Genomic DNA, 22,540 nt, shown 5'->3' with positions numbered 1-22,540 from the left:
TTATCCCTTATATTCCTTGATTGCCTCAACAAAATTTTTAACTTTTTTCGTAAATTGTCCAAAGGTAACTAAAGTGCCTTTCTCCATTCCCAAAAGGTTAGTCAATGGATCTCTATTGTTGCTAAACACACTATCCCATAGAAAAAACATCAATTTATTTTTGATGTGTTCTTCAGTTATAGTTTTTTCATTAATGAAAAAGTACCCAATTTGTTTGTCCTCAACTTTCCTAATTTTATGCTTTGGATCGCAGATGAATTTATTTAAATTATCAACAAAATCATTCCAAGCACAAGTATCATTATTGTCAAGGTTTACTCTTCGGATGGACACTACATCTCTTTGGTTGTCATCGTCAACATTTATAAACTCCCAATCCCAACGACGTTTAAAGGCATTGTCCATGAAATAGATTGAATTGTCCGATGTATTCATGGTAGCCAAGATTGATAGATTGGGGGGCAATTTAATTTTGCACTCTTGAAGTTGAACTCTGTCACTTTCGCTCAAATCGCTGAAAATATAGTTAAGATATTTATCGTATTCGGTTTCTTTTAAAGTCTGACCATCATACTCAAAAGAGTATCCCTTCTCTTTAGAAAGAAAATATTTTTTAAATCCCACTTCTTGCAACAATCCAACTTTTTCTAAATCTGAAATTGTTATTGGATATTGTGACCAACCGCTTTTGTTTCTATCGAGAAGTTGAAATACTGTACCAAAAATTGCGGCTGAATTACCTCTATTAATTTCATCAATAACCAAAACAACATTATCAGGTTTTTTAATTATTTTTTTGTGTTTTTGTTCTAAAGTAAACTTTTCTTCGCTAGTGAACTCGCCTAGATTTTTTCCAATTTCTTTTTTGTATTTCTCTGTTTCATCTTTTTTATCTTTTTCTAACTGAATGCAGCTAGTAATTATATTTTTATACGCTTTAGCTATTGCTTTTAAAAAATGTCCTGGGTAGTATTTATACTCTACCTTTCCACTATCATCAGTTAATGGCATAAGTTTACCCATAAAATCACCATAAGTATATTCTGGGTGAAATACAGTTGGAATAATATTTGATTTGTCAGTTATATTTAACTGGTTAGGAATTATTTTATTTTCAACTCTATAACTTTTTCCGGTTCCAGGGCTTCCGAAGATAATTTTTTGAATGGGTTTATTGGACATACTAATCGAGTTTCAGGAAACTGATAATTACATTGGCGACTACAAGACAGTCAAAACACAACCGTCTTAGTTGAAAAGCATATTCTTACAGCGGTTTTCAGATTACTGAACCACGGTAGGGCGAAGCATTCCGTAGGGGCGAAGCATTCCGGCAGTCAGATTAATATTTTCAGCAATAGGTTATCTGCCGGAATGCTTCGCCCGTACATTAATATTTTAAGCATCAAATGCCGGAAAGATCACACCCCTACAGATGCTTTGTGGTTTACTCGCGGAGAAAAGCGCTGTAAACGATTATACCCATAGTTGTTCATTGAGCGAATCAAATTCTGCTCATTGATTCCATATTTATCACCAACCCTAAAAAAAATCCCCCGCCCGGAGGCAGGGGATTTTTTTAGTTATGTTTGCTTAACTAGCAACGAGAAGCGTGGATCAACCGAACTTGCCTGCGGTAGAAGCAATCAAGAAGGCGGCATAGGTGAGGACATAACCCACGGTGAAGTGAGCCAGACCGACCAAGCGAGCTTGAACAATGCTCAGAGCCACCGGCTTGTCTTTCCAGCGAACCAAGTTGGCTAACGGAGTGCGCTCGTGGGCCCAGACCAGAGTTTCAATCAACTCTTGCCAGTAACCGCGCCAGCTAATCAGGAACATGAAACCAGTCGCCCAGACCAGGTGTCCGAATAAGAACATCCAAGCCCACACGGACAGGTTGTTCGTCCCGTAGGGGTTGTATCCGTTGATTAACTGGGAAGAGTTTAACCACAGATAATCCCGGAACCATCCCATTAAATAGGTGGAGGATTCGTTGAACTGGGCCACGTTTCCTTGCCACAAGGCTAGGTGCTTCCAGTGCCAGTAGAAGGTCAACCACCCTAGGGTGTTGAGCATCCAGAACATGGCTAGGTAGAAGGAATCCCATGCGGAGATGTCGCAAGTACCGCCACGACCGGGGCCGTCGCAAGGGAAGCTGTATCCGAAGTCTTTCTTATCCGGCATCAGCTTGGATCCCCGTGCATCCAGGGCACCTTTGACCAAAATCAAGGTGGTGGTGTGCAGACCCAGGGCGATCGCATGGTGGACCAAGAAATCTCCCGGTCCAATGGTTAAGAACAGAGAATTGGTTCCCGCATTAATTGCATCCAACCAACCGGGCAGCCACACATCGCCGTAATTTGGCCATGCGGTAGCGGCGAGGCTATCTGGGTTGGACAGCAGCACATCAAAACCGTAGAGGGCTTTGCCGTGAGCCGCTTGAATCCATTGTGCAAACACTGGTTCAATCAGGATTTGCTTTTCTGGGGTGCCAAAGGCTACCACCACGTCGTTGTGAACGTACAGTCCCAGGGTATGGAAACCCAAGAACAGCGACACCCAGGATAAGTGCGAAATTAAGGCTTCTTTGTGTTCGAGCATCCGGGCCAACACATTGTTTTTGTTGGCTTCCGGGTCATAGTCCCGCACTAAGAAGATTGCTCCGTGAGCAAATGCTCCCACCATCAAGAATCCTGCGATGTATTGGTGGTGAGTGTACAGCGCCGCTTGGGTGGTGTAGTCCTGCGCCAAGAACGCATAAGGCGGCAGGGAGTACATATGCTGTGCCACCAAGGAGGTAATCACACCTAAGCAAGCCAGGGCCAGACCCAATTGGAAATGCAGGGAATTGTTTACCGTGTCATACATTCCCTTATGGCCATCACCCAGTTTCCCGGATGGGGGCTTGTGCGCTTCCAGGATTTCTTTAATGCTGTGACCGATGCCGAAGTTGGTGCGGTACATATGGCCGGCGATGATGAATAACACCGCGATCGCCAAATGGTGGTGCGCCATATCCGTCAACCACAACGACTGGGTTTGGGGATGAAATCCGCCCACGAAGGTTAAGATCGCTTCTCCCGCTCCGGTTGCCGTGCCAAATAAATGGCCTGCGGTGTCTGGGTTTTGTGCGTACACGCCCCAGTTGCCGGTAAAGAATGGCGCTAACCCCGCTGGGTGTGGCTTTACGCTCAGGAAGTTATCCCAGCCCACATGGACTCCCCGTGATTCGGGAATCGCCACATGAACTAAGTGTCCTGTCCATGCCAAGGAACTCACCCCGAATAGTCCTGCCAGGTGGTGGTTCAGCCGCGATTCTGCGTTTTTAAACCACGATAAGGACGGACGGAACTTCGGTTGCAAGTGCAGCCAGCCGGCAAACAGCATCAGTGATGCCAGGATTAGCAGGAAGATCGCTCCTTGGTACAGATCCCCATTTGTCCGCATCCCGATGGTGTACCACCAGTGGTACACCCCGGAATAGGCGATGTTTACTGGTGATGAGGCTCCCGCTTGGGTGAACGCATCCACCGCCGGTTGACCGAATTGCGGATCCCAAATCGCGTGGGCGATCGGTTTGACATTCAGTGGATCTTTGACCCACTGTGGGAAATTTCCTTGCCAAGCGACATGGAACAGGTTGCCCGATGTCCACAGAAATATGATTGCCAAGTGGCCAAAGTGCGAGGCAAAAATCTTTTGGTACAGATTTTCCTCGGTCATCCCATCATGGCTTTCAAAGTCGTGGGCTGTGGCTATCCCGTACCAGATCCGCCGCGTCGTCGGATCTGCCGCCAGGTCTTGGCTGAATTTGGGGAATTTTGTTGCCATAAAGCGCTCTAAATTGTGCTTGGGTCTAATTGCAGTTAATCGACTTGGGACTATTTTATTAAAGTCCACAATAGCGATTCTGGTTACAGATTTCAAGACATAATTTGTTGCGAAATTTTAAGCAGGTGATTTTTTAAGGTCGATGATAGAGAGCAATTGATGCTTCAGCATCCCGCAGTTGCGATCGCCACACTTGATAACCCTGGGCATTCAGATGTAATCCATCAGTGGTTAATTCCGAGCGGAAATTACCTTGAGCGTCGATAAACTGGGAGTAGACATCTAGATACTGGGCTCCCTCTTCTTGGGCGATCGCCTCAATGCGACGATTGAGGTGACGAATGCGAGCATTGGAAATTTCTATTAACTGAGTTGGTAAAATTGATTGCACTACCACCTGAGCATCGGGATGTTGCTGCCGTAAGCGACGCATAATCTGGCGAAAATTCCCCAGAATAGTCGCATCGGTTTCCCCACACCGTAAATCATTAATCCCCGCCATCAGATAGATCGTATCCGGTCGGGTAGGTAAAAGCGCCGACAATCGATTTAAAATCCCCGTGGTGGTATCGCCGGAAATCCCCTGATTCAACCACAAGCGATTCCGAGACAGTTGTTCATGGGGAAACCACAGAGTAATCGAGTCACCTAATAACACCGATAAGCGATTAGAACCTTGTCCAAAGGCGATCGCCCTCGCTTCATTTGCCAAAAGGCTTTTCCACTGTTCATAAGTCGGTTGTTCAGTGGCATTCGCCCAAGATGACCAAAAACTTTCCCCAGATAAACGAGTATATATTTGCCCGGTTTTCAGGGCAGCCAATCTTTGATGATAGAGTTGTGGCCCGGAAACCGGCATCGGGCGCGTTGTGGGTACATAACTCATCGTAAATGATGAATACCGAAGATGGGTCTGCGGCTGAGAAGGCACCGTTGGTGTAGAGGGTGGAGGTGGTAATGGCAAATATTTTTCTATCCCAGCCAAAGGGGGTAGTTCTGGGGGTGAATCATTGAGCAACCAGTGATTAGACCAGCTATCTGTGGATCCGGGCAACAACGAACTCAATTCAGGAGGACTAATATCTCTACTGGAAATCTGATTAGTGGTTCCATCGATGGCAACATCGTCAGCCTTGTATAGTTCTGATGCACTCTCTGACTCGATTTGGGGTGTTGCCGGTTCAGAAGGTAGTTTGGCTAATAGGTCTGCAATCAGCAAAAATGGCACAGTCATAGGAATCACTCCATCTCACAGATGCTTACCTTTCACCAGCACAGTTGCCCAATTTCAGGATATTTACTAATGAATCGTTAATCTGGATCGCTTTTTCCCATCCAGGAGCTTCATAAAAATTAACATTCCTAGCATCAGCAGAACATTGCAGCGATTTCCAGAAGCGAGAGTATATGCCATGACAGCATCAAGAAGGCGATCGCATACCCACACAGTCCCATACACTGTCCACAACTGTTTACTAATCCTTGCTTTATGGGTCGTTGCGGCCAGTCTGATTAAACTAATTTGCCCAAAAACCTGAATAAAATTCACAAATCGTTACAAAATGACCGTATCCTTGACCAATTTAATGAAGTTTTTTAAAGCTGAGAACTAATTTTGTAACGACGCAACCTATCGATGATTAGAATATGTGCTTAAGGTCTTTTTAGGATTTTCAGATAGAGAGGAAAAATAAATATGGCCAATTCCAGAGACATAGAGATGATTAAACCCTACGGTGGAGATCCATTTGTGGGCAATCTCTCAACTCCGATTAGCGATTCTGCTTTTACCCGCGCTTTCATCGGTAATCTGCCTGCCTACCGCAAGGGACTATCTCCTTTACTGCGGGGACTGGAAATTGGCATGGCTCATGGTTATTTTATCATTGGCCCTTGGGTTATCTTGGGTCCATTACGGGATTCAGATTATGCCAATCTCGGTGGATTAATTTCGGGGATCACTTTGATTCTTATTGCCACTGTCTGTCTGAGCATCCACGGACTGGTTACTTTCCAAGGACAATCATCTGAAGGAGCAGATCCTTTACAAACTGGTGAAGGCTGGAGTCAGTTAGCTGGTGGCTTCTTTGTTGGTGGTATGGGTGGAGCTTTTGTAGCCTACTTCCTACTGGAAAACTTTGCCGTTGTAGACGGTATCATGCGAGGTTTGTTTAATTAATCGGGTAATTAATCGGGTATTTTCACCGGAAAAATTACTCGCATTGCTCGCAGTACAAGATCGAAGTATCCAAATTTGGGTATGCCGATTACTAATCTGTTGGTGACATCAGTTTTGTAGAACTACAACCTTAGATAGGAGAATTCAAAATGACCGGCGATTATGCAGCTTCATTCCTTCCTTGGATTATGATTCCCTTAACCTGCTGGGTGATGCCTCTAGTAGTCATGGGACTCTTATTTATTGAAATCGAAAAAGAGGCTTAATTCTAGTCTCATCTTCTTCGTTTTCTTCGCTCTCATACCATTAAGCAAAAAATCCCCTGCCTAGAGGCAGGGGATTTTTAATTGACCAATTAATAGCATTTTTAATTAACAAGGCCACATTATGCCCCCAATGCTTGCGCCCAAATTAATCTCATAATTTTAGCAATAATTGTTGAATTTTGTGTAACCAATTAATTGACCATTTACAGGGCTTTTCTGTTGTGGTTGATACAATGCTGAGGGGGCTGCTTGCGCCTCTAAATACATGACCGCCTCTACATAGATATAGCCATCAAAAAAAGATAAAAAAATCAGTAGGATGACCAAAATTTTATTTGGCTTACAGCAATTTTCTCCGCAAATAAACCACAAATATCTGTAGGGGCGAAACATTCCGGCATTTGATGCTTATAAAGATGGTAGGGGCGAATGGCCATTCGCCCCTACCTGCCTTCTTTGCCCGCTGGTGGTTTAGTAAGAAAGAAAACCGCTGCTATACTTATTTGGCTACTTATTTGGCCTAATACTAAATCCGGTTTAATTTATCTCTAAAAAAAATCCCCCGCCCGGAGGCAGGGGATTTTTTTTAGTTATGTTTGCTTAACTAGCAACGAGAAGCGTTGATCAACCGAACTTGCCTGCGGTAGAAGCAATCAAGAAGGCGGCATAGGTGAGGACATAACCCACGGTGAAGTGAGCCAGACCGACCAAGCGAGCTTGAACAATGCTCAGAGCCACCGGCTTGTCTTTCCAGCGAACCAAGTTGGCTAACGGAGTGCGCTCGTGGGCCCAGACCAGAGTTTCAATCAACTCTTGCCAGTAACCGCGCCAGCTAATCAGGAACATGAAACCAGTCGCCCAGACCAGGTGTCCGAATAAGAACATCCAAGCCCACACGGACAGGTTGTTCGTCCCGTAGGGGTTGTATCCGTTGATTAACTGGGAAGAGTTTAACCACAGATAATCCCGGAACCATCCCATTAAATAGGTGGAGGATTCGTTGAACTGGGCCACGTTTCCTTGCCACAAGGCTAGGTGCTTCCAGTGCCAGTAGAAGGTCAACCACCCTAGGGTGTTGAGCATCCAGAACATGGCTAGGTAGAAGGAATCCCATGCGGAGATGTCGCAAGTACCGCCACGACCGGGGCCGTCGCAAGGGAAGCTGTATCCGAAGTCTTTCTTATCCGGCATCAGCTTGGATCCACGTGCATCCAGGGCACCTTTGACCAAAATCAAGGTGGTGGTGTGCAGACCCAGGGCGATCGCATGGTGGACCAAGAAATCTCCCGGTCCAATGGTTAAGAACAGAGAATTGGTTCCCGCATTAATTGCATCCAACCAACCGGGCAGCCACACATCGCCGTAATTTGGCCATGCGGTAGCGGCGAGGCTATCTGGGTTGGACAGCAGCACATCAAAACCGTAGAGGGCTTTGCCGTGAGCCGCTTGAATCCATTGTGCAAACACTGGTTCAATCAGGATTTGCTTTTCTGGGGTGCCAAAGGCTACCACCACGTCGTTGTGAACGTACAGTCCCAGGGTATGGAAACCCAAGAACAGCGACACCCAGGATAAGTGCGAAATTAAGGCTTCTTTGTGTTCGAGCATCCGGGCCAACACATTGTTTTTGTTGGCTTCCGGGTCATAGTCCCGCACTAAGAAGATTGCTCCGTGAGCAAATGCTCCCACCATCAAGAATCCTGCGATGTATTGGTGGTGAGTGTACAGCGCCGCTTGGGTGGTGTAGTCCTGCGCCAAGAACGCATAAGGCGGCAGGGAGTACATATGCTGTGCCACCAAGGAGGTAATCACACCTAAGCAAGCCAGGGCCAGACCCAATTGGAAATGCAGGGAATTGTTTACCGTGTCATACATTCCCTTATGGCCATCACCCAGTTTCCCGGATGGGGGCTTGTGCGCTTCCAGGATTTCTTTAATGCTGTGACCGATGCCGAAGTTGGTGCGGTACATATGGCCGGCGATGATGAATAACACCGCGATCGCCAAATGGTGGTGCGCCATATCCGTCAACCACAACGACTGGGTTTGGGGATGAAATCCGCCCACGAAGGTTAAGATCGCTTCTCCCGCTCCGGTTGCCGTGCCAAATAAATGGCCTGCGGTGTCTGGGTTTTGTGCGTACACGCCCCAGTTGCCGGTAAAGAATGGCGCTAACCCCGCCGGGTGTGGCTTCACGCTCAGGAAGTTATCCCAGCCCACATGGACTCCCCGTGATTCGGGAATCGCCACATGAACTAAGTGTCCTGTCCATGCCAAGGAACTCACCCCGAATAGTCCTGCCAGGTGGTGGTTCAGCCGCGATTCTGCGTTTTTAAACCACGATAAGGACGGACGGAACTTCGGTTGCAAGTGCAGCCAGCCTGCAAACAGCATCAGTGATGCCAGGATTAGCAGGAAGATCGCTCCTTGGTACAGATCCCCATTTGTCCGCATCCCGATGGTGTACCACCAGTGGTACACCCCGGAATAGGCGATGTTTACTGGTGATGATGCTCCCGCTTGGGTGAACGCATCCACTGCCGGTTGACCGAATTGCGGATCCCAAATCGCGTGGGCGATCGGTTTGACATTCAGTGGATCTTTGACCCACTGTGGGAAATTTCCTTGCCAAGCGACATGGAACAGGTTGCCCGATGTCCACAGAAATATGATTGCCAAGTGGCCAAAGTGCGAGGCAAAAATCTTTTGATAGAGATTTTCCTCGGTCATCCCATCATGGCTTTCAAAGTCGTGGGCTGTGGCTATCCCGTACCAGATCCGCCGCGTCGTCGGATCTGCCGCCAGGTCTTGGCTGAATTTGGGGAATTTTGTTGCCATAAGTCCTTAAATAAATCTCGCAAAATCTTGAGCTTGAGACTTTAGGTTTTGGAACAAGGAGAGATCCTCCTCATTCCAAAATCCTTAATTCTCAATCAAGATCATCCCGAAACTGAGATGACCCGAGCTAGGAAGAATGCCCAAGTGGTGACAATTCCTCCTAAGAGGTAGTGAGCTACGCCCACGGCCCGACCCTGAATAATGCTCAGAGCACGAGGCTGAATTGCTGGAGCAACTTTGAGTTTGTTATGAGCCCAAACAATAGACTCAATCAGTTCTTGCCAGTAGCCGCGACCACTGAACAGGAACATGAGGCTGAAAGCAAACACAAAGTGACCGGCTAAGAACATCAACCCGTAAGCTGACAAGGCCGAACCGTAGGAGTTGATTACCTGAGAGGCTTGCGCCCAGAGGAAATCACGCAACCAACCATTAATGGTAATTGCACCTTGAGCAAAGTTACCACCAGTGATGTGTGAAACCGATCCATCTGGTGCCACAGTGCCCCAAACATCCGATTGCATCTTCCAGCTAAAGTGGAAAATCACAATGGATAGAGAGTTGTACATCCAGAACAGACCCAGGAACACATGATCCCAACCAGATACTTGGCAAGTGCCGCCACGGCCAGGACCGTCACAGGGGAAACGGAAGCCCAGATTCATCTTGTCGGGAACTAGACGAGAAGAACGGGCAAACAAAACACCCTTAAGTAGGATGAGAACGGTAACGTGAATGGTGAAAGCATGAATGTGGTGAACCATGAAGTCGGCGGTGCCGAGGGTAATTGGCATCATGGCGACTTTGCCAGCTACGGCGACCACATCACCGCCAAAAGCAACGCTGGCAGTTGCACCGGCATAAGGAGCGGTGTTTCCAGGAGCCAAGGTGTGCAGGTGTTGCACCCATTGAGCAAAGATCGGTTGTAGTTGAATCCCAGTGTCGGAGAACATATCCTGGGGACGACCGAATGCCCGCATGGTGTCGTTATGAACGTACAAACCAAAGCTATGGAAGCCTAGCCAAATGCAGACCCAGTTGAGGTGAGAGATGATGGCATCTCTGTGCCGGATCATGCGATCGAGCAGGTTATCAACATTCTTGGCTGGATCGTAGTCACGAACCATGAAGATTGCACCGTGAGCCGCTGCACCAACAATCAGGAATCCGCCAATCCACACGTGGTGGGTAAACAGAGATATCTGAGTTGGATAGTCAGTAGCAATGTAGGGATACGGGGGCATCGAGTACATATGATGCGCCACGATGATGCTTAAAGAACCCATCATTGCCAGGTTAATGGCTAGTTGAGCATGCCAAGAAGTTGTGAGGATTTCGTACAGACCTTTATGGCCTTCCCCGGTAAACGGACCTTTATGTGCTTCCAGGATTTCTTTCATGCTGTGACCAATGCCCCAGTTTGTCCGGTACATGTGGCCAGCAATAATGAAGAGCACAGCGATCGCCAGGTGATGGTGTGCGGTATCAGATAACCACAAGCCACCAGTGACTGGGTTTAAGCCACCCTTGAAAGTGAGGAAGTCAGAATAAGCTCCCCAGTTTAGGGTAAAGAATGGCGCGATGCCGCTGAGACCACCCCACTGCACTCCCGGATACAACTCTGTCATCAAGCTGGGGTTGAGGATAAATTCGTGGGGCAGGGGAATATCCTGTGGTGCCACGCCTTTATCCAACAACTCGTTGATTGGCAGAGAAACGTGGATTTGGTGTCCGGCCCAACCAAGGGAACCCAGACCCAACAATCCAGCGAGGTGGTGGTTCATCATAGACTCAACGTTCTGGAACCATTCCAGTTTTGGAGCCCGCTTGTGATAGTGGAACCAGCCAGCAAATAGCATCAAACCAGCCATTACCAGGGCACCAATGGCGGTGCAGTATAGCTGGAATTCATTGGTGATGCCGGATGCACGCCATAGCTGGAAGAGTCCAGAAGTAATCTGAATCCCTTTGAAGCCACCGCCGACATCGGCGTTTAAGATTTCTTGACCAACAATTGGCCAAACAACTTGAGCGCTGGGCTTGATCCCGGTGGGATTACTCAGCCAAGCTTCGTAATTGGAAAACTTAGCGCCGTGGAAATAGGCACCACTTAACCAAACAAAGATGACGGCCAGGTGGCCAAAGTGTGCGCTAAAGATTTTGCGCGATACGTCTTCTAAATTGCTGGTATGGCTGTCAAAATCATGAGCGTCAGCGTGCAGGTTCCAAATCCAGGTTGTGGTTTTGGGGCCGCGAGCTAAGGTGCGGTCAAAGTGACCGGGCTTACCCCACTTCTCAAAAGAAGTTGGCACCGGATCTTTGTCCACGACTACCTTTGCTTTTGCCTCTCGCTCTGGAGGGCTAATTGTCATCTAGACTCTCCTCTCTTTGGACGGGGAATTAAGGATTGCTCTACTTGAGGTATTACTAAACAGCAACACTTGTCTTTTAAAGCGGAGCTTTCTTTAAGTTACTTTACAACAAAGCTGCTGGAAATTAAACGGATCTGAATTTGACTCCTGTTTAATCCACGCTTGGGAAAGATCACCCAATAGCTCCTGTAGCAGAATGCTACTCGCTTTCGCCAGACTATCCTCAACAGAGTTCTACTGTTGTTGCATTATACTTGTTACTTCCGCTTTTTATAAACGGTAATTAACAATACTTTAAATTTCTCAAGTTTTGAGCTTCTCGAAAGTAGAAAATCAAAATTCAGAGCAAAAGTCAAGAGTATAACTAAAAAGTTAACAGAGCTTAACAATCCCCATAAACTTTACATAACTTAAAGTTTTATCTGGGGTGCGATCGCGGAGACTGTGATTCAGCAAAGGCTACAGGACATATATATCAAGAAGTATGAGTGATTTAGATTGGTGGTGCAGACCCGCGCCGATGTTCTCATGGGCAAGGCGTTCGCCTGAAGATGTCTTACTCAGATGAGAAAAAAATCAATGCTTGTTATTTAATAGTCTGATACAAACCAAGTTCAACCAGCGTTAAAGCCTGAGTGACATCGCTTACATAGAAGTAAGTGATTAAAGATACAATTAATTTTTTATGTGGCATATCATCAAAAATTTCAATAGATAGCTTGGGAGTATTGCTAAGTGTTTGGCAAAAATTGGCTAATAACTACTCTAAGAAGAGTCTTGATTGGTTTGTTGTTCCTGGGATTAGTTTTGACTACCGTGGGATGTGGCGATCGCCTAGAAGTCGAACCCGAAAACGAATTGGTTGAAACGGTGGCTCCGACCCTAAGAGCAAAAATTGTGGAAGTGTCTCCCCCTGCCGGGATCCAAAAGCTGCGTCAGGCTTTTGATCAATATCAACCGCAAGTCAGGATTTTGAGTCCTCAGCCAGATGAAATGATCGAAGCTGAAACCGTGAAGGTGCAGCTAGAGATCAGAGGACTGCCGATTTTCCAAAATTCTCAGTTGGGTTTGGGGCCGCATTTGGAATTTATCTTAGATAACCAACCGGCCAGCAAAATTTACGATCTGAATCAACCCTTGGTGTTGGAAGATTTGCTACCTGGAACTCATACGGTTAGAGTGTTTGCAGCGCGTCCTTGGGATGAAAGCTATAAGAATCAAGGGGCTTATGCTCAAACGACTTTCCATATATATACGAAAACTGAAGCGAATAACCCTGACCGGGCAAAGCCTCTGTTAACCTACAATCTCCCGAAGGGAAGTTATGGGGCAGAACCGATTATGCTGGATTTCTATTTGAGCAATGCCCCTTTACATTTGGTTGCCCAAGAAAATCCTGATGATAATATTGTGGACTGGCGAATTCGGGTGACGGTGAATGGCAGCAGTTTTGTGGTAGACCGTTGGGAACCGATTTATCTGAAGGGGTTTGACCCTGGGGTGAATTGGGTCAAGTTAGAATTTTTGGATGAACAAGGCAACTCCGTTAATAATGTGTTTAACAATACGGCGCGATCGCTGACTTACCAACCTCGTGGTAAAGATAGCCTATCCAAATTGATTCGTGGTGAACTGTCATCGGCTGAAATCCGTGGTCTGGTGAATCCTAATTACCCAGTGCCGACACCAGAGACGACAACACCAGATGTTGAGGTAATACCAGAAGAGATCCCCGCAGTCATTCCACAGCCGATCGTGTCTGAGCCCATTTCTGAGCCAGAGATTTCCGATCAAGAACCTGATCAAGAGGCGATCGAGAAAGAAATTGAGGAGCCTACGGTAGAAAGTCCCGCAGTAGAGGTAATTCCCGAAGCGGTGCCGGAAGAAATTCCTCAAGCAGTCACCCCTAAACCTGAGATCGAACCGATTATCGAACCGATTATCGAACCGATTTCTGAACCAGTGTCGGAAGAGGTGACAAAAGAGGAAATTCCCGCAGGTTTACCCGTGACCCCAGAGGAAACCGTTGAGAAGACTGTCCCGGAAGCATCTAAACCCGTGACAGAATTAACTACTCCGACCGCAGAGGAGTCCGCAGAAATACCGGAAACAGTTACACCAGTAGAAAAAGTGGAAAAAGCGGAAACTGTGGAAAAAGCGGAATCAGTGACATTGCCAGAGGAAACGACAAGAGACACGGCAACGACTGAAACGCAAGAATCAGTAACATTAAAAATCCGTGCAATGGTCGAGGAGGCGATCGCTCAAGTTTTGGATTTTGTGAATGGTTTGATTTCTTTTGTCAAAAATATCCATATAGATGTCAATGTTCCCTTGTTAGGGGGAGAATCCCAGGCACCAGCACCTCCAGCGGTAGATTAAGGAAACAGAAACACAGAAACCGGGTTTTTTTTGCGATTTTCCCCAACTGGGTAAAACCGAGAGAAAACCCGGTTTAAGGAAAAAGCTAAAAATTTTAATTGGTAATATTAATCGGTGCTTTGGTTTGTTTTCTATTGCCATTTAGCTTTGAGTCAATTGGACGTTGCTCGTTCCGTAAATCAGCCGCAAATACTGATTCTTCATACATGAGGCGTTGTTCCATTTCTTGTAAGTGATATTCTTCGGGATAAATTTTGGCTTGACTCCGTGTAGATGCAGTTTTACCCACTTGTAAATCAAATCGGAATTTTTCAATGTTTTCTCCGGTTTTTTCTACATAATCTCTCAGGGTCTTTAAGTTGGGAAAATATCCATTAATATCTGGTTTTCCCTGAAGCCTACGCAAGGCAACTTGATGATATTTCGGATCGAGTTCTGCTCCCAGAAAGTCTCGCTGATAATCTCTGGCAACTACGGCAACGGTGCCCGATCCCATGTATGGATCTAAGACTAAATCACCGGGTTGTGTAGTCGATAAAATAATTCGAGCAATTAAATCTTCGGGAAATTGACAGGGATGAATGGTTTGTTCTTCATGGTTATGTTTGACATTTCTAAACATCCAGATATCTCCGGGGTTTTTCCCGTCAGGGTTACAGGATAGTTCTCCTTTACGTGAAGCGAAGCTATCGCGTCAGCGAATCGCCCCGATAATGTTTCTTGTTTTGATATTTTTGTGGCACCCGAATGGCATCCAAGTTAAAGATATAGTCATCGGACTTGGTAAACCAAAGAATCGTTTCATGGCGGCAGGAAAATTTTTTCCTGGCATGGAGTCCATGTTGTCTTGCCCAGATAATGCGATTTATTGGAATTAAGCCACAAGACTCTAAAATGGGAAAAAAGCGAATATCTAGAGGAATTAGCATTCCTCGATCTGCAAAAGCGCCCACTTGCCAGAAAAGTGACCCAGTTTTTTTAAGAATTCTGGTACATTCTTCTAGGATGATCTTTTGTTCGGCTAGGTAAATATCTAAAGCTTGCTTTGCTTCTTATTATTTCCCCAAGTTGTAGGGAGGTGACGACACAATTAAATCAACGGATTCATCGGGCAACTGACAAAGTAATTCTTGGCAATTTCCTAATAAAATTTGATTGATCACTTGATTTAGCCCTAAATTTGCTGTGAATTTAGTTAACATTGTTTGATTAACCTGAAAGAATCAATAAATTATTTATTGATTTAATTGATTTATTTAATAATATCATATTGTATATAATTTTGAAAATTTTAAAAAGTCGCTAAAAAATATACATAAATCTTATTTTTTTGGATTTTTTCTGACTCTATGAGGCAAAACCTAATTCCAGAAACCCGGTTTCTAACCGCTTCAGGTTTCTGGAATTAGGGTTTTTTTGGGGCAACTTTCGGCTTTCCAAGAAACGGGGTGAGAAACCGGGTTTCTTGGAAAGCCGAAGTCAATTAACCCCAACACCTGAAGCGGTGAGAAACCGGGTTTCTATGTAGGGGCAGGTGGGGAGGCAGATATTTCTTAGAGAAACCCGGTTTCTTGTCCCTGGGGTGGGTTATCATAGTAAGTCTAACCCTGAAAAGCGGACTTGATATCAGTCCAAAAATAAGTTCTGTTACATAGTCTAAAGTAACATAGAAACCCGGTTTCTTGTCCCTTGGCTCTGAAACCGGGTTTCTTAAGTTAACCTTTGCTACCAACCAACAACTCTTATAGAAACTCGGTTTCTTGGAAAGCCGAAGTTGAGGAGGTTAGAAACCTGGAGAGGTTAGAAACCGGGTTTCTATGTAAGGGCCGTTGGGTTGGCAGAGGTTGACTCAAGAAACCCGGTTTCTTGTCCCTGGGGTGAGAAACCGGGTTTCTTAAGTTAATGCTACCAACCAAGAAACCGGGTTTCTTGAAGAAACCCGGTTTCTGAAGTTGGTGGCAAAAATAATCAGAAGAAACCCGGTTTCTAACCTCTCCGTTTCTGTTTTGAATGCTATAATCCAAGGAAATATCGCATCTCACCATCTCGCCATGTCCCACACTCAGGATAACTCCCCCTTCAGTGGCGATTCCCAACTCGATCGCTTAATCCAATCTTTGGGAATAGACCTAAATTCTCACAGCCACTCCCATACTGATGCTACCGCTGATTCACACAACCACTCACACAACTTTTTACCACAGCCAGATTCGGTCAGTCATGGATTACAGGCAGAACCGCATCAAAATTTCACCAATTCCGAAACTCACTATCACCCTCACTTCCAGAATCATCCTAACTCCTTAGATTTAGGATCTCATCACTCAGGATTTGATCAATATATCGGTCAAAATCATCTCAGCGAATTAGCCCATCATCATCTCACCGAGGGGTTAAATCATACCCCTGAACATTTCTATCATTCCCCTGAAACAGCCCTAGACCACCCCTTAACTCAGGCAGACCAGCCAACAGATTTAACCGATTTAATTCATACCCAAAATTATCATCAAGAGTATCATCATCAAGAGCATCATCAGCAATATAATCAAGAACACCTAGCATCCCATCATCATGGGGAAACCGCCACCAATTCCCCCTGGGAACATCAACAACAAACCCTGAATTACACCAGTTCTGGGGCGATTACCGAGCAGGATGATAATGCAGTTTATTTTGATGGCAATAATGTTTGGTGGCATGGGACAGGATGGGGAAAAGCGGGCACTGTAGATGGACATAAATATTATCGGGGTGACAAATATATCGGACGTTTAGGAGCAGATTTAAACGTTTACAATTCCGATGGGAATAAAATCGGTTATGTCACTCCTAGCGGATGCGCCTATTCTACGAATGGCAAGCTATTTGCTACTGGATCCACTGTGCGTTGGGCAGCGGCTACTTTGGTGTTTAACACTTGCACCCAGTAAAACCCCTGGGACAAGAAACCGGGTTTCTTGGGTTAACCTTTGCCACCCCACCGGCCCCTACATAGAAACCCGGTTTCTAACCTCTCCCGGTTTCTACGCGCCCCAGGAAGAAACCGGGTTTCTTTGAGAAATGTCTGCCACCCCACCGGCCCCTACATAGAAACCCGGTTTCTAACCTCTCCCGGTTTCTGGGGCAATCTGCGTTAACTTAATACTTATGGCAAAATTTGACTAAACAAACCCGGTTTCTACCATCTCCAAACAAGAAACCGGGTTTCTATGAGAGTTGTTAGTTAGGTGGCAAAGGTTATCTGAAGAAACCCGGTTTCATAGGCAACCAATCAATCAGGAGGAGTAAAAATGAGTCTTTGGGATGCAGCGAGCGAAATGGTCACAACTACCGCTTTAGTCTTTTCCCCCCCACAAATTGCGGGGGCGATCGTCCAACGGCTAAATGAAATAGACCGCATTAATTCTCAATTTGCCCTGCAAGATAATCAGCAGGAATTTCAAGCCAGAATGCAAGGCAATCAGCAGGAATTTCAAGCCAGAATGCAAGGCAATCAGCAGGAATTTCAAGCCAATGTGGAAAAGCTGAGAACTGCTGCTCAATTTGCCCTGCAAGCCAAGGGGCAAGCCTTTCAAGCGGACTTGGAAGCGGTAAAAATTGATACTCAATTTGGCCTGCAAGACCGGGGACACGAATTTCAAGCAGCTTTGGAGGGAGTGCGGCAAAGATTTAATCGGGAAATGGAGGAATATCGGCAGTTTTGCGAAAATGCCCGATTGCAAAAACGTCAAGATTTTGAGCAAGAACAGCTAACCCGACGGTTGCAACACGAGCAAAGTTTGGAAGCATACCGCCGGGAAACGCAACTGATTTTATCCCGTGTCCAGTTGCTCATGGCGTTAGAATTAGCTGATGACAAGGAAGTGCGCGAAAGTTTCCCCCTGAAAACTCCCGCACGGGTTATCCTGAATGCGTACAAAAACTATCAGAATAATCTCAGTCCCATTCCTCTGTTGGTGGTGATTTCACCGCCAGCGTTGGAGTTTGAAAAATTCCCTAATGCCGCGCAGGGGTTTAGTCGCATTGAAGCCCGGTTAACCGATGAAGTGCAGGAATTTTGCAAACATTACCCCCTGACCAGTGAAGCAAGACCCGTGAGATATCAAGGGGCGGACTGGGAAACTAAATCCGCTCATGGGAAAAGTGCGGTGGATGTGCTGCATCACGTTTTGAAATCCGTTCCCACGGTGGTTTTGGAGTCCAAGGTTGATGGGGATTTACTGCGGATTTATTTAGCCGGTTGGGATGTGCTGGAAAAAACGCCGCACTATGAAAAGGTGTTGACGGTTCCCTGGAAAGAGGTTTTATATCCCATCGCCCGCAAATATGCCCAGAAGTGGCGAGAATACCGGATGACGCTTTTAGACAAAAACAAAACCCTGGAAGAGATTAAGCGGCGGGGTGGGGATGATGAACTAAATTTGTCAATTTTGGAGGAAGAGGAAGAAGATAAGGAATTTGGGTTTGGCGGCAAAGAGGACTACAAATATAATGTCAAGGAAGAGAAGTACATTCAAGAACTAGCGCAGTTCTTGGGGATTTGCCACTGTATTTTAGTGGGGCTGATGGCAGACCGCTACCATTTCACTCATGGGGATACGCCACCGAAGTTGCCAGAACTGCTGCCGGGACTGCTGGAAAAGGTGCCCAGTCAGAGTTTAAAGGAAATGCTGGTGGCTGAGATTGTTGCCAGTTATCAAAGTCTCTATCAGTTGACTGGGGTGGAACGCCCGAATGCGATTCCTTATTTATTTTTGGATTTGGCGCTGAGTTTGAGTGGTTTGCCCGATAAGTCTTGGGCGAAAAACCAGGTTGAATATTCCCTGTTATGTTGGTTGATTTTGCGAAATCAGCTTTCTAAACAGACATCGGGCTTGGTAGGGTTATTGGAGGCATTCACGGCGGCTTTGACCTTGGCGGATGGTGAATATCTGGAAAAGCTGAATCAGTGCTTGGCTGCTATTGGGGAAAGTCAATACCAAAAATTGATTGGGGATAAGATTCAGCGCCACCAGCAAACAGAACAGAAAAAGCAACAAGAAGCAGTTGAGGACAAGATGAAAGACAAACAGAAGTTAGAAAATGTCTCACTTGTGGCGGTTCTTAACGGTCATGCGGGACCAGTTGGCTCCCTCGCCATCAGTTCGGATGGGCAAACCCTTGTTAGTGGCCATATAGAGACACACGAGCATTATCAGACATCTTCATGTAAAATCAGAACTAATAAGACTTGGCAGTTGAGTACGGGATGGGAACTTGGCACCGTCATCGTTGAGCGTCATCCTTTTGAGGAGACTTTAAACGATAAGAATTATATCCGTATCGTTGAGCGTCATCCTTTTGAGGAGATTTTAAACGATAAGAATTATATCCGTCAGATTAAACGCTATGGGACTGCTCATGCCCTTGGCAACAATATTAAGTTCTATAATTATCCAGAAGAGCATGAACTCACTGGACATTCTGATGAGGTTATTTGCCTCGCCATTAGCCCCGATGGGGAGACTCTTATAAGTGGTAGTGATGACCGCAGGATTAAGATTTGGCAGTTGAGTACAAGGCAGGAACTTCGCACCCTCAACGGACATTCTAGCACGGTTACTTGCCTCGCCATCAGTCCCGATGGGCAGACTCTTGTCAGTGGCAGTAAGGACAACACCATCAAAATTTGGGATTTGAGTACGGGGCAGGAACTTGGCACCCTCACCGGACATTATGGCACGGTTACTTGCCTCGCCATTAGCCCCGATGGGCGGACTCTTGTGAGTGGCAGTGAGGACCAGACGATTAAGGTTTGGCGGGTGGTGTGAGTAAAGAAACCGGGTTGAAGAAAGAAACCGGGTTGAAGAAAGAAACCGGGTTTCTATTAGCGTTGTTGGTTGGTAGCAAAGGTTAACGCAAGAAACCCGGTTTCTGGGCCGCCCCAGGGACAAGAAACCGGGTTTCTTAAGTCAGCCCTTGCCACCCCACCGGCCCCTACATAGAAACCCGGTTTCTAACCTCTCCCGGCTGCCCCTGCCCCAAGGACAAGAAACCGGGTTTCTCTAAGAAACCCTTGCCACCCCACCGACCCCTCCATAGAAACCCGGTTTCTAAACTCTCCAGGTTTCTAAGCGCTTCAGGTGTTGGGGCTATTTGACTTCGGCTTTCCAAGAAACCGGGTTTCTATGATGGTTGTTGGTTGGTGGCAAAGGTTTCTTAGAGAAACCCGGTTTCTGGTCACCCCCCACCGGCCCCTACATAGAAACCCGGTTTCTCACCGCTTCCGGTTTCTCAGAGGATAGTTAAACAACAAACCTGTTGCGAAAGTGCAAAAATAATAGTTAAATCGATCTAATCTATGAAACGCTATAGATATAGTCACTTTGAGGTAAACCATCAGCATGACCAGCACAGCACCAGCCCCCACCACAGTTCCGGCATTTTGCGAAGGCATCCAATATTTTGGCGAACCGTTGCCCGGATTTGACAAATATGGCCAAGAACCCGCGATCGCCCCTGGGACAAAAGCGATCGCCTCTCCGTCGGATCCTGCGGCGGTCTTTCAAACCCTTCTCGTTGCCGACGCCCTGCGTTACCTAACCATGCAAGTCACCGCCAGCAAAGCATCCGGGCACCCTGGTGGATTTGCCAGCAAAGCCGAAGTTTATGCCGCCTTGGTCATGCTGGGTTACAAAAATATCCTCACGGAAGTGGGCCACCATGCCCCCGGATTTTATAGTGCCATGTTCCTCGATCGCTCCTTAGAACAGATGGATATCGATAACGTGCAACAAATGCGCGATCGCTTCCGGGAACACAAAGGACTCCTCGGCCACCTTTCCGGGCAAATTCCGGGACTTCTTGGCCCTGCAGGTCCATTGGGACAAGGGCAACACTTCGCAATGGCTGGCGCCAAACTCCACCCCGGCGTCCTATTCCCTGTCACCATTGGCGACGGTGGACTCGGCGAACCCTACATTATGAGTAGCATGGCCCACTTCCACACCGCCTATCCCAACGTCACCAACTTCCTGCCCATCCTGGTTTGGAACGGCTACTCCCAGGAACATCACAGCATGGTTTCCACCAAACCCAACCAGGAAATGATCGAATATTGGGAAGGCAACGGCTTCCAAGAAATCATCCTGGTCAACGCCAAAGACTTCGACGACCAAAACCAGCCCGGTGACTATGTAGACAGCACCGAATTCTCCCTAGAACAACGGCTAAAATTCACCCAAGCGGTGCTCGAAGGCGTAGACAAAGCCGCTAAATCCGCCCTATCCGGCAAACTCACCGTCTTTATCATCAAACAACTCAAAGGGGCCGGAGTCCACGCCCGGGGCGCCAAATCCCACAACCTCTACGCCCATCACACCCTGGACAACGCAGAAATCGTCAACGCCCTGAAAACCCGCGCCCTGTCCCCAGAAGCATGGCAACTCGTCCGCACCAACTGCGAACGGGCTGGTGGTGGTCCGGCAGTGAAAACCGTGGTGACAGAATTTGAACTACCCTTACCCGAACTGGGTCAACTACCCCTGGAAGAATATGCCATTGGGGACAAGCAAGTCGCCACCACCGCAATGGGTGAATTAGTCGCCCATGTGGGCAAAACTGACCCCAGTTTCATCGTCTCCAACGCTGATGGTAACGCCGCTTCGGGGATTAATAATATCAACGTTGCCCTCAAAATTGCCCACCCCACCATTGACGAAATTTACTATCAAGGGCCAGAGGGTCAAGTTTACGAACCCCTGAGTGAAGATGCTTGTGCCGGTTTAGCCGCAGGATTAGCCTTATTTGGGTCGCGGACTCTTTGGTGTTCTTATGAATCTTTTGCTATCAATGGTTTACCAATTTGGCAAACGGTGACTCAAGCAATGGCCGAATTGCGCCGGTCTACTCCCTCCACCATTATGTTATTAACTGCCGGGGCATTAGAACAAGGACGCAACGGTTGGACGCACCAACGGCCTGAAATCGAAAACTACTTTGCCGCCATGATGCGGAATGGCAATGTGTTCCCCTTATTCCCCACCGATGCTAACAGTATTCAAGTCTGTTATGACTGGGCATTAACCACCAAAAATAAGGGCATTGTGATTATTGCCAGTAAGTCGCCGTTACCGATTTACACCACCTTTGAACAAACCCGCGAAGGCTTAGAAAAAGGGGCGATACTTCTCCAAGAAATTCCCGGAGAAAAGACCGTAGTTTTCCCAGTGGTCGGGGATATGGTTTTAGCCCCAGTGTTTGCCGCTGCGGAACAATTAAAAGCCCAAGGAATTGGCTCGAAAATTATCTCAGTTATCAATCCCCGTCGCTTATATCGTGATAGCGATACTGCCTGGGCAACCTGTTCCGAACCCGATGGTCTTTTCTTAGAAGATGCTGACTTTGAAAAGTTCTTTGGTGGCGATGCTTTAATTGCCGTTACCGGGGGAACTTCCGCCATGTTAGAACCGATTATGTTGCGTTCTACTGCCAAGCGGGATATCTTTGCTTGGAAGCGGGGCGAAACTGCTGCCAGTGCCAATGAAGTGTTAAATATGAATGGCATTACCGCAGAAAATATGGTCAAACGAGCCCATGAATTGTTAGGGTAAAATAACGCCGTGGTAAAGAAACCGGGTTTCTATGAGTCTTTGGGCTGGGTGACAGATACTTAATCAAAGAAACCCGGT

At 46.7% G+C, this 22,540-nt stretch carries 13 protein-coding genes and 2 pseudogenes; 6 read left to right on the top strand and 9 right to left on the bottom strand.

Annotated elements, in window-relative coordinates:
* From ABWT76_RS28020 to ABWT76_RS28005, 4 genes are all read right to left on the bottom strand, one after another.
* Complete coding sequence (locus ABWT76_RS28020; RefSeq protein WP_354635292.1) at positions 1-1,182, bottom strand: restriction endonuclease; 1,182 nt, start codon at positions 1,180-1,182, stop codon at positions 1-3.
* Positions 1,183-1,617: 435 nt separating this feature from the next.
* Complete coding sequence (gene psaB / locus ABWT76_RS28015; RefSeq protein WP_190878248.1) at positions 1,618-3,831, bottom strand: photosystem I core protein PsaB; 2,214 nt, start codon at positions 3,829-3,831, stop codon at positions 1,618-1,620.
* A 133-nt stretch (positions 3,832-3,964) separates the two neighbouring features.
* Positions 3,965-5,065 (bottom strand): SGNH/GDSL hydrolase family protein, encoded by a 1,101-nt coding sequence (locus ABWT76_RS28010; RefSeq protein ID WP_054470358.1) that lies wholly within the window; start codon positions 5,063-5,065, stop codon positions 3,965-3,967.
* A gap of 66 nt (positions 5,066-5,131) precedes the next feature.
* On the bottom strand, positions 5,132-5,380 hold the full coding sequence (locus ABWT76_RS28005; protein WP_054470360.1) for a hypothetical protein: 249 nt from the start codon (positions 5,378-5,380) through the stop codon (positions 5,132-5,134).
* Positions 5,381-5,527: 147 nt separating this feature from the next.
* Between ABWT76_RS28005 and ABWT76_RS28000 the strand changes: the two genes are divergently transcribed.
* Together ABWT76_RS28000 and ABWT76_RS27995 are read left to right on the top strand one after the other, a co-directional pair.
* Positions 5,528-6,010, top strand: coding sequence for a photosystem I reaction center protein subunit XI (locus ABWT76_RS28000; protein ID WP_054470362.1), 483 nt, complete (start codon positions 5,528-5,530; stop codon positions 6,008-6,010).
* A gap of 149 nt (positions 6,011-6,159) precedes the next feature.
* Positions 6,160-6,276, top strand: coding sequence for a photosystem I reaction center subunit VIII (locus ABWT76_RS27995; RefSeq protein ID WP_054470364.1), 117 nt, complete (start codon positions 6,160-6,162; stop codon positions 6,274-6,276).
* A 624-nt stretch (positions 6,277-6,900) separates the two neighbouring features.
* Here the strand turns inward: ABWT76_RS27995 and psaB (ABWT76_RS27990) are convergent.
* Both psaB (ABWT76_RS27990) and psaA read right to left on the bottom strand, forming a co-directional pair.
* Complete coding sequence (psaB, locus tag ABWT76_RS27990) at positions 6,901-9,114, bottom strand: photosystem I core protein PsaB (protein ID WP_190878248.1); 2,214 nt, start codon at positions 9,112-9,114, stop codon at positions 6,901-6,903.
* 101 nt (positions 9,115-9,215) lie between these two features.
* Positions 9,216-11,486, bottom strand: a complete 2,271-nt coding sequence (gene psaA / locus ABWT76_RS27985; protein WP_054470190.1) for a photosystem I core protein PsaA — start codon at positions 11,484-11,486, stop codon at positions 9,216-9,218.
* A gap of 735 nt (positions 11,487-12,221) precedes the next feature.
* On the opposite strand from psaA, the gene ABWT76_RS27980 reads away from it, so the two are divergent.
* On the top strand, positions 12,222-13,868 hold the full coding sequence (locus ABWT76_RS27980; protein WP_190878250.1) for a hypothetical protein: 1,647 nt from the start codon (positions 12,222-12,224) through the stop codon (positions 13,866-13,868).
* Positions 13,869-13,962: 94 nt separating this feature from the next.
* Here the strand turns inward: ABWT76_RS27980 and ABWT76_RS27975 are convergent.
* From ABWT76_RS27975 to ABWT76_RS27965, 3 genes and pseudogenes are all read right to left on the bottom strand, one after another.
* A pseudogene (locus ABWT76_RS27975) lies at positions 13,963-14,526 on the bottom strand (DNA-methyltransferase); the annotation flags it as partial.
* Between the two features lie 28 nt (positions 14,527-14,554).
* A pseudogene (locus tag ABWT76_RS27970) lies at positions 14,555-14,902 on the bottom strand (DNA methyltransferase); the annotation flags it as partial.
* A 21-nt stretch (positions 14,903-14,923) separates the two neighbouring features.
* On the bottom strand, positions 14,924-15,070 hold the full coding sequence (locus ABWT76_RS27965) for a hypothetical protein (protein ID WP_354635291.1): 147 nt from the start codon (positions 15,068-15,070) through the stop codon (positions 14,924-14,926).
* Between the two features lie 753 nt (positions 15,071-15,823).
* On the opposite strand from ABWT76_RS27965, the gene ABWT76_RS27960 reads away from it, so the two are divergent.
* The 3 genes from ABWT76_RS27960 to ABWT76_RS27950 all read left to right on the top strand — a co-directional run bounded on the left by ABWT76_RS27960 (position 15,824) and on the right by ABWT76_RS27950 (position 22,462).
* On the top strand, positions 15,824-16,801 hold the full coding sequence (locus ABWT76_RS27960) for a hypothetical protein (RefSeq protein ID WP_354635290.1): 978 nt from the start codon (positions 15,824-15,826) through the stop codon (positions 16,799-16,801).
* 360 nt (positions 16,802-17,161) lie between these two features.
* Entirely contained in the window at positions 17,162-19,681 is a 2,520-nt protein-coding gene (locus tag ABWT76_RS27955; RefSeq protein ID WP_354635289.1) for a hypothetical protein, read from the top strand.
* Positions 19,682-20,254: 573 nt separating this feature from the next.
* On the top strand, positions 20,255-22,462 hold the full coding sequence (locus ABWT76_RS27950) for a phosphoketolase (protein WP_354635288.1): 2,208 nt from the start codon (positions 20,255-20,257) through the stop codon (positions 22,460-22,462).
* Positions 22,463-22,540 lie beyond the last annotated feature (78 nt).

Source organism: Planktothricoides raciborskii GIHE-MW2 (genome assembly GCF_040564635.1).
GTDB lineage: Bacteria > Cyanobacteriota > Cyanobacteriia > Cyanobacteriales > Laspinemataceae > Planktothricoides > Planktothricoides raciborskii.
This window is presented reverse-complemented; position numbering and strand designations above follow the sequence as displayed.

Excerpts from the sequence above, each read along its gene's own strand:
- psaA (WP_054470190.1), bottom strand. The coding sequence starts at position 11,486 with ATGACAATTAGCCCTCCAGAGCGAGAGGCAAAAGCAAAGGTAGTCGTG.
- ABWT76_RS27955 (WP_354635289.1), top strand. The coding sequence starts at position 17,162 with ATGAGTCTTTGGGATGCAGCGAGCGAAATGGTCACAACTACCGCTTTA.
- ABWT76_RS28000 (WP_054470362.1), top strand. The coding sequence starts at position 5,528 with ATGGCCAATTCCAGAGACATAGAGATGATTAAACCCTACGGTGGAGAT.
- psaB (WP_190878248.1), bottom strand. The coding sequence starts at position 3,831 with ATGGCAACAAAATTCCCCAAATTCAGCCAAGACCTGGCGGCAGATCCG.
- psaB (WP_190878248.1), bottom strand. The coding sequence starts at position 9,114 with ATGGCAACAAAATTCCCCAAATTCAGCCAAGACCTGGCGGCAGATCCG.
- ABWT76_RS28010 (WP_054470358.1), bottom strand. The coding sequence starts at position 5,065 with ATGACTGTGCCATTTTTGCTGATTGCAGACCTATTAGCCAAACTACCT.
- ABWT76_RS27965 (WP_354635291.1), bottom strand. The coding sequence starts at position 15,070 with ATGTTAACTAAATTCACAGCAAATTTAGGGCTAAATCAAGTGATCAAT.
- ABWT76_RS27995 (WP_054470364.1), top strand. The coding sequence starts at position 6,160 with ATGACCGGCGATTATGCAGCTTCATTCCTTCCTTGGATTATGATTCCC.
- ABWT76_RS27950 (WP_354635288.1), top strand. The coding sequence starts at position 20,255 with ATGACCAGCACAGCACCAGCCCCCACCACAGTTCCGGCATTTTGCGAA.
- ABWT76_RS28020 (WP_354635292.1), bottom strand. The coding sequence starts at position 1,182 with ATGTCCAATAAACCCATTCAAAAAATTATCTTCGGAAGCCCTGGAACC.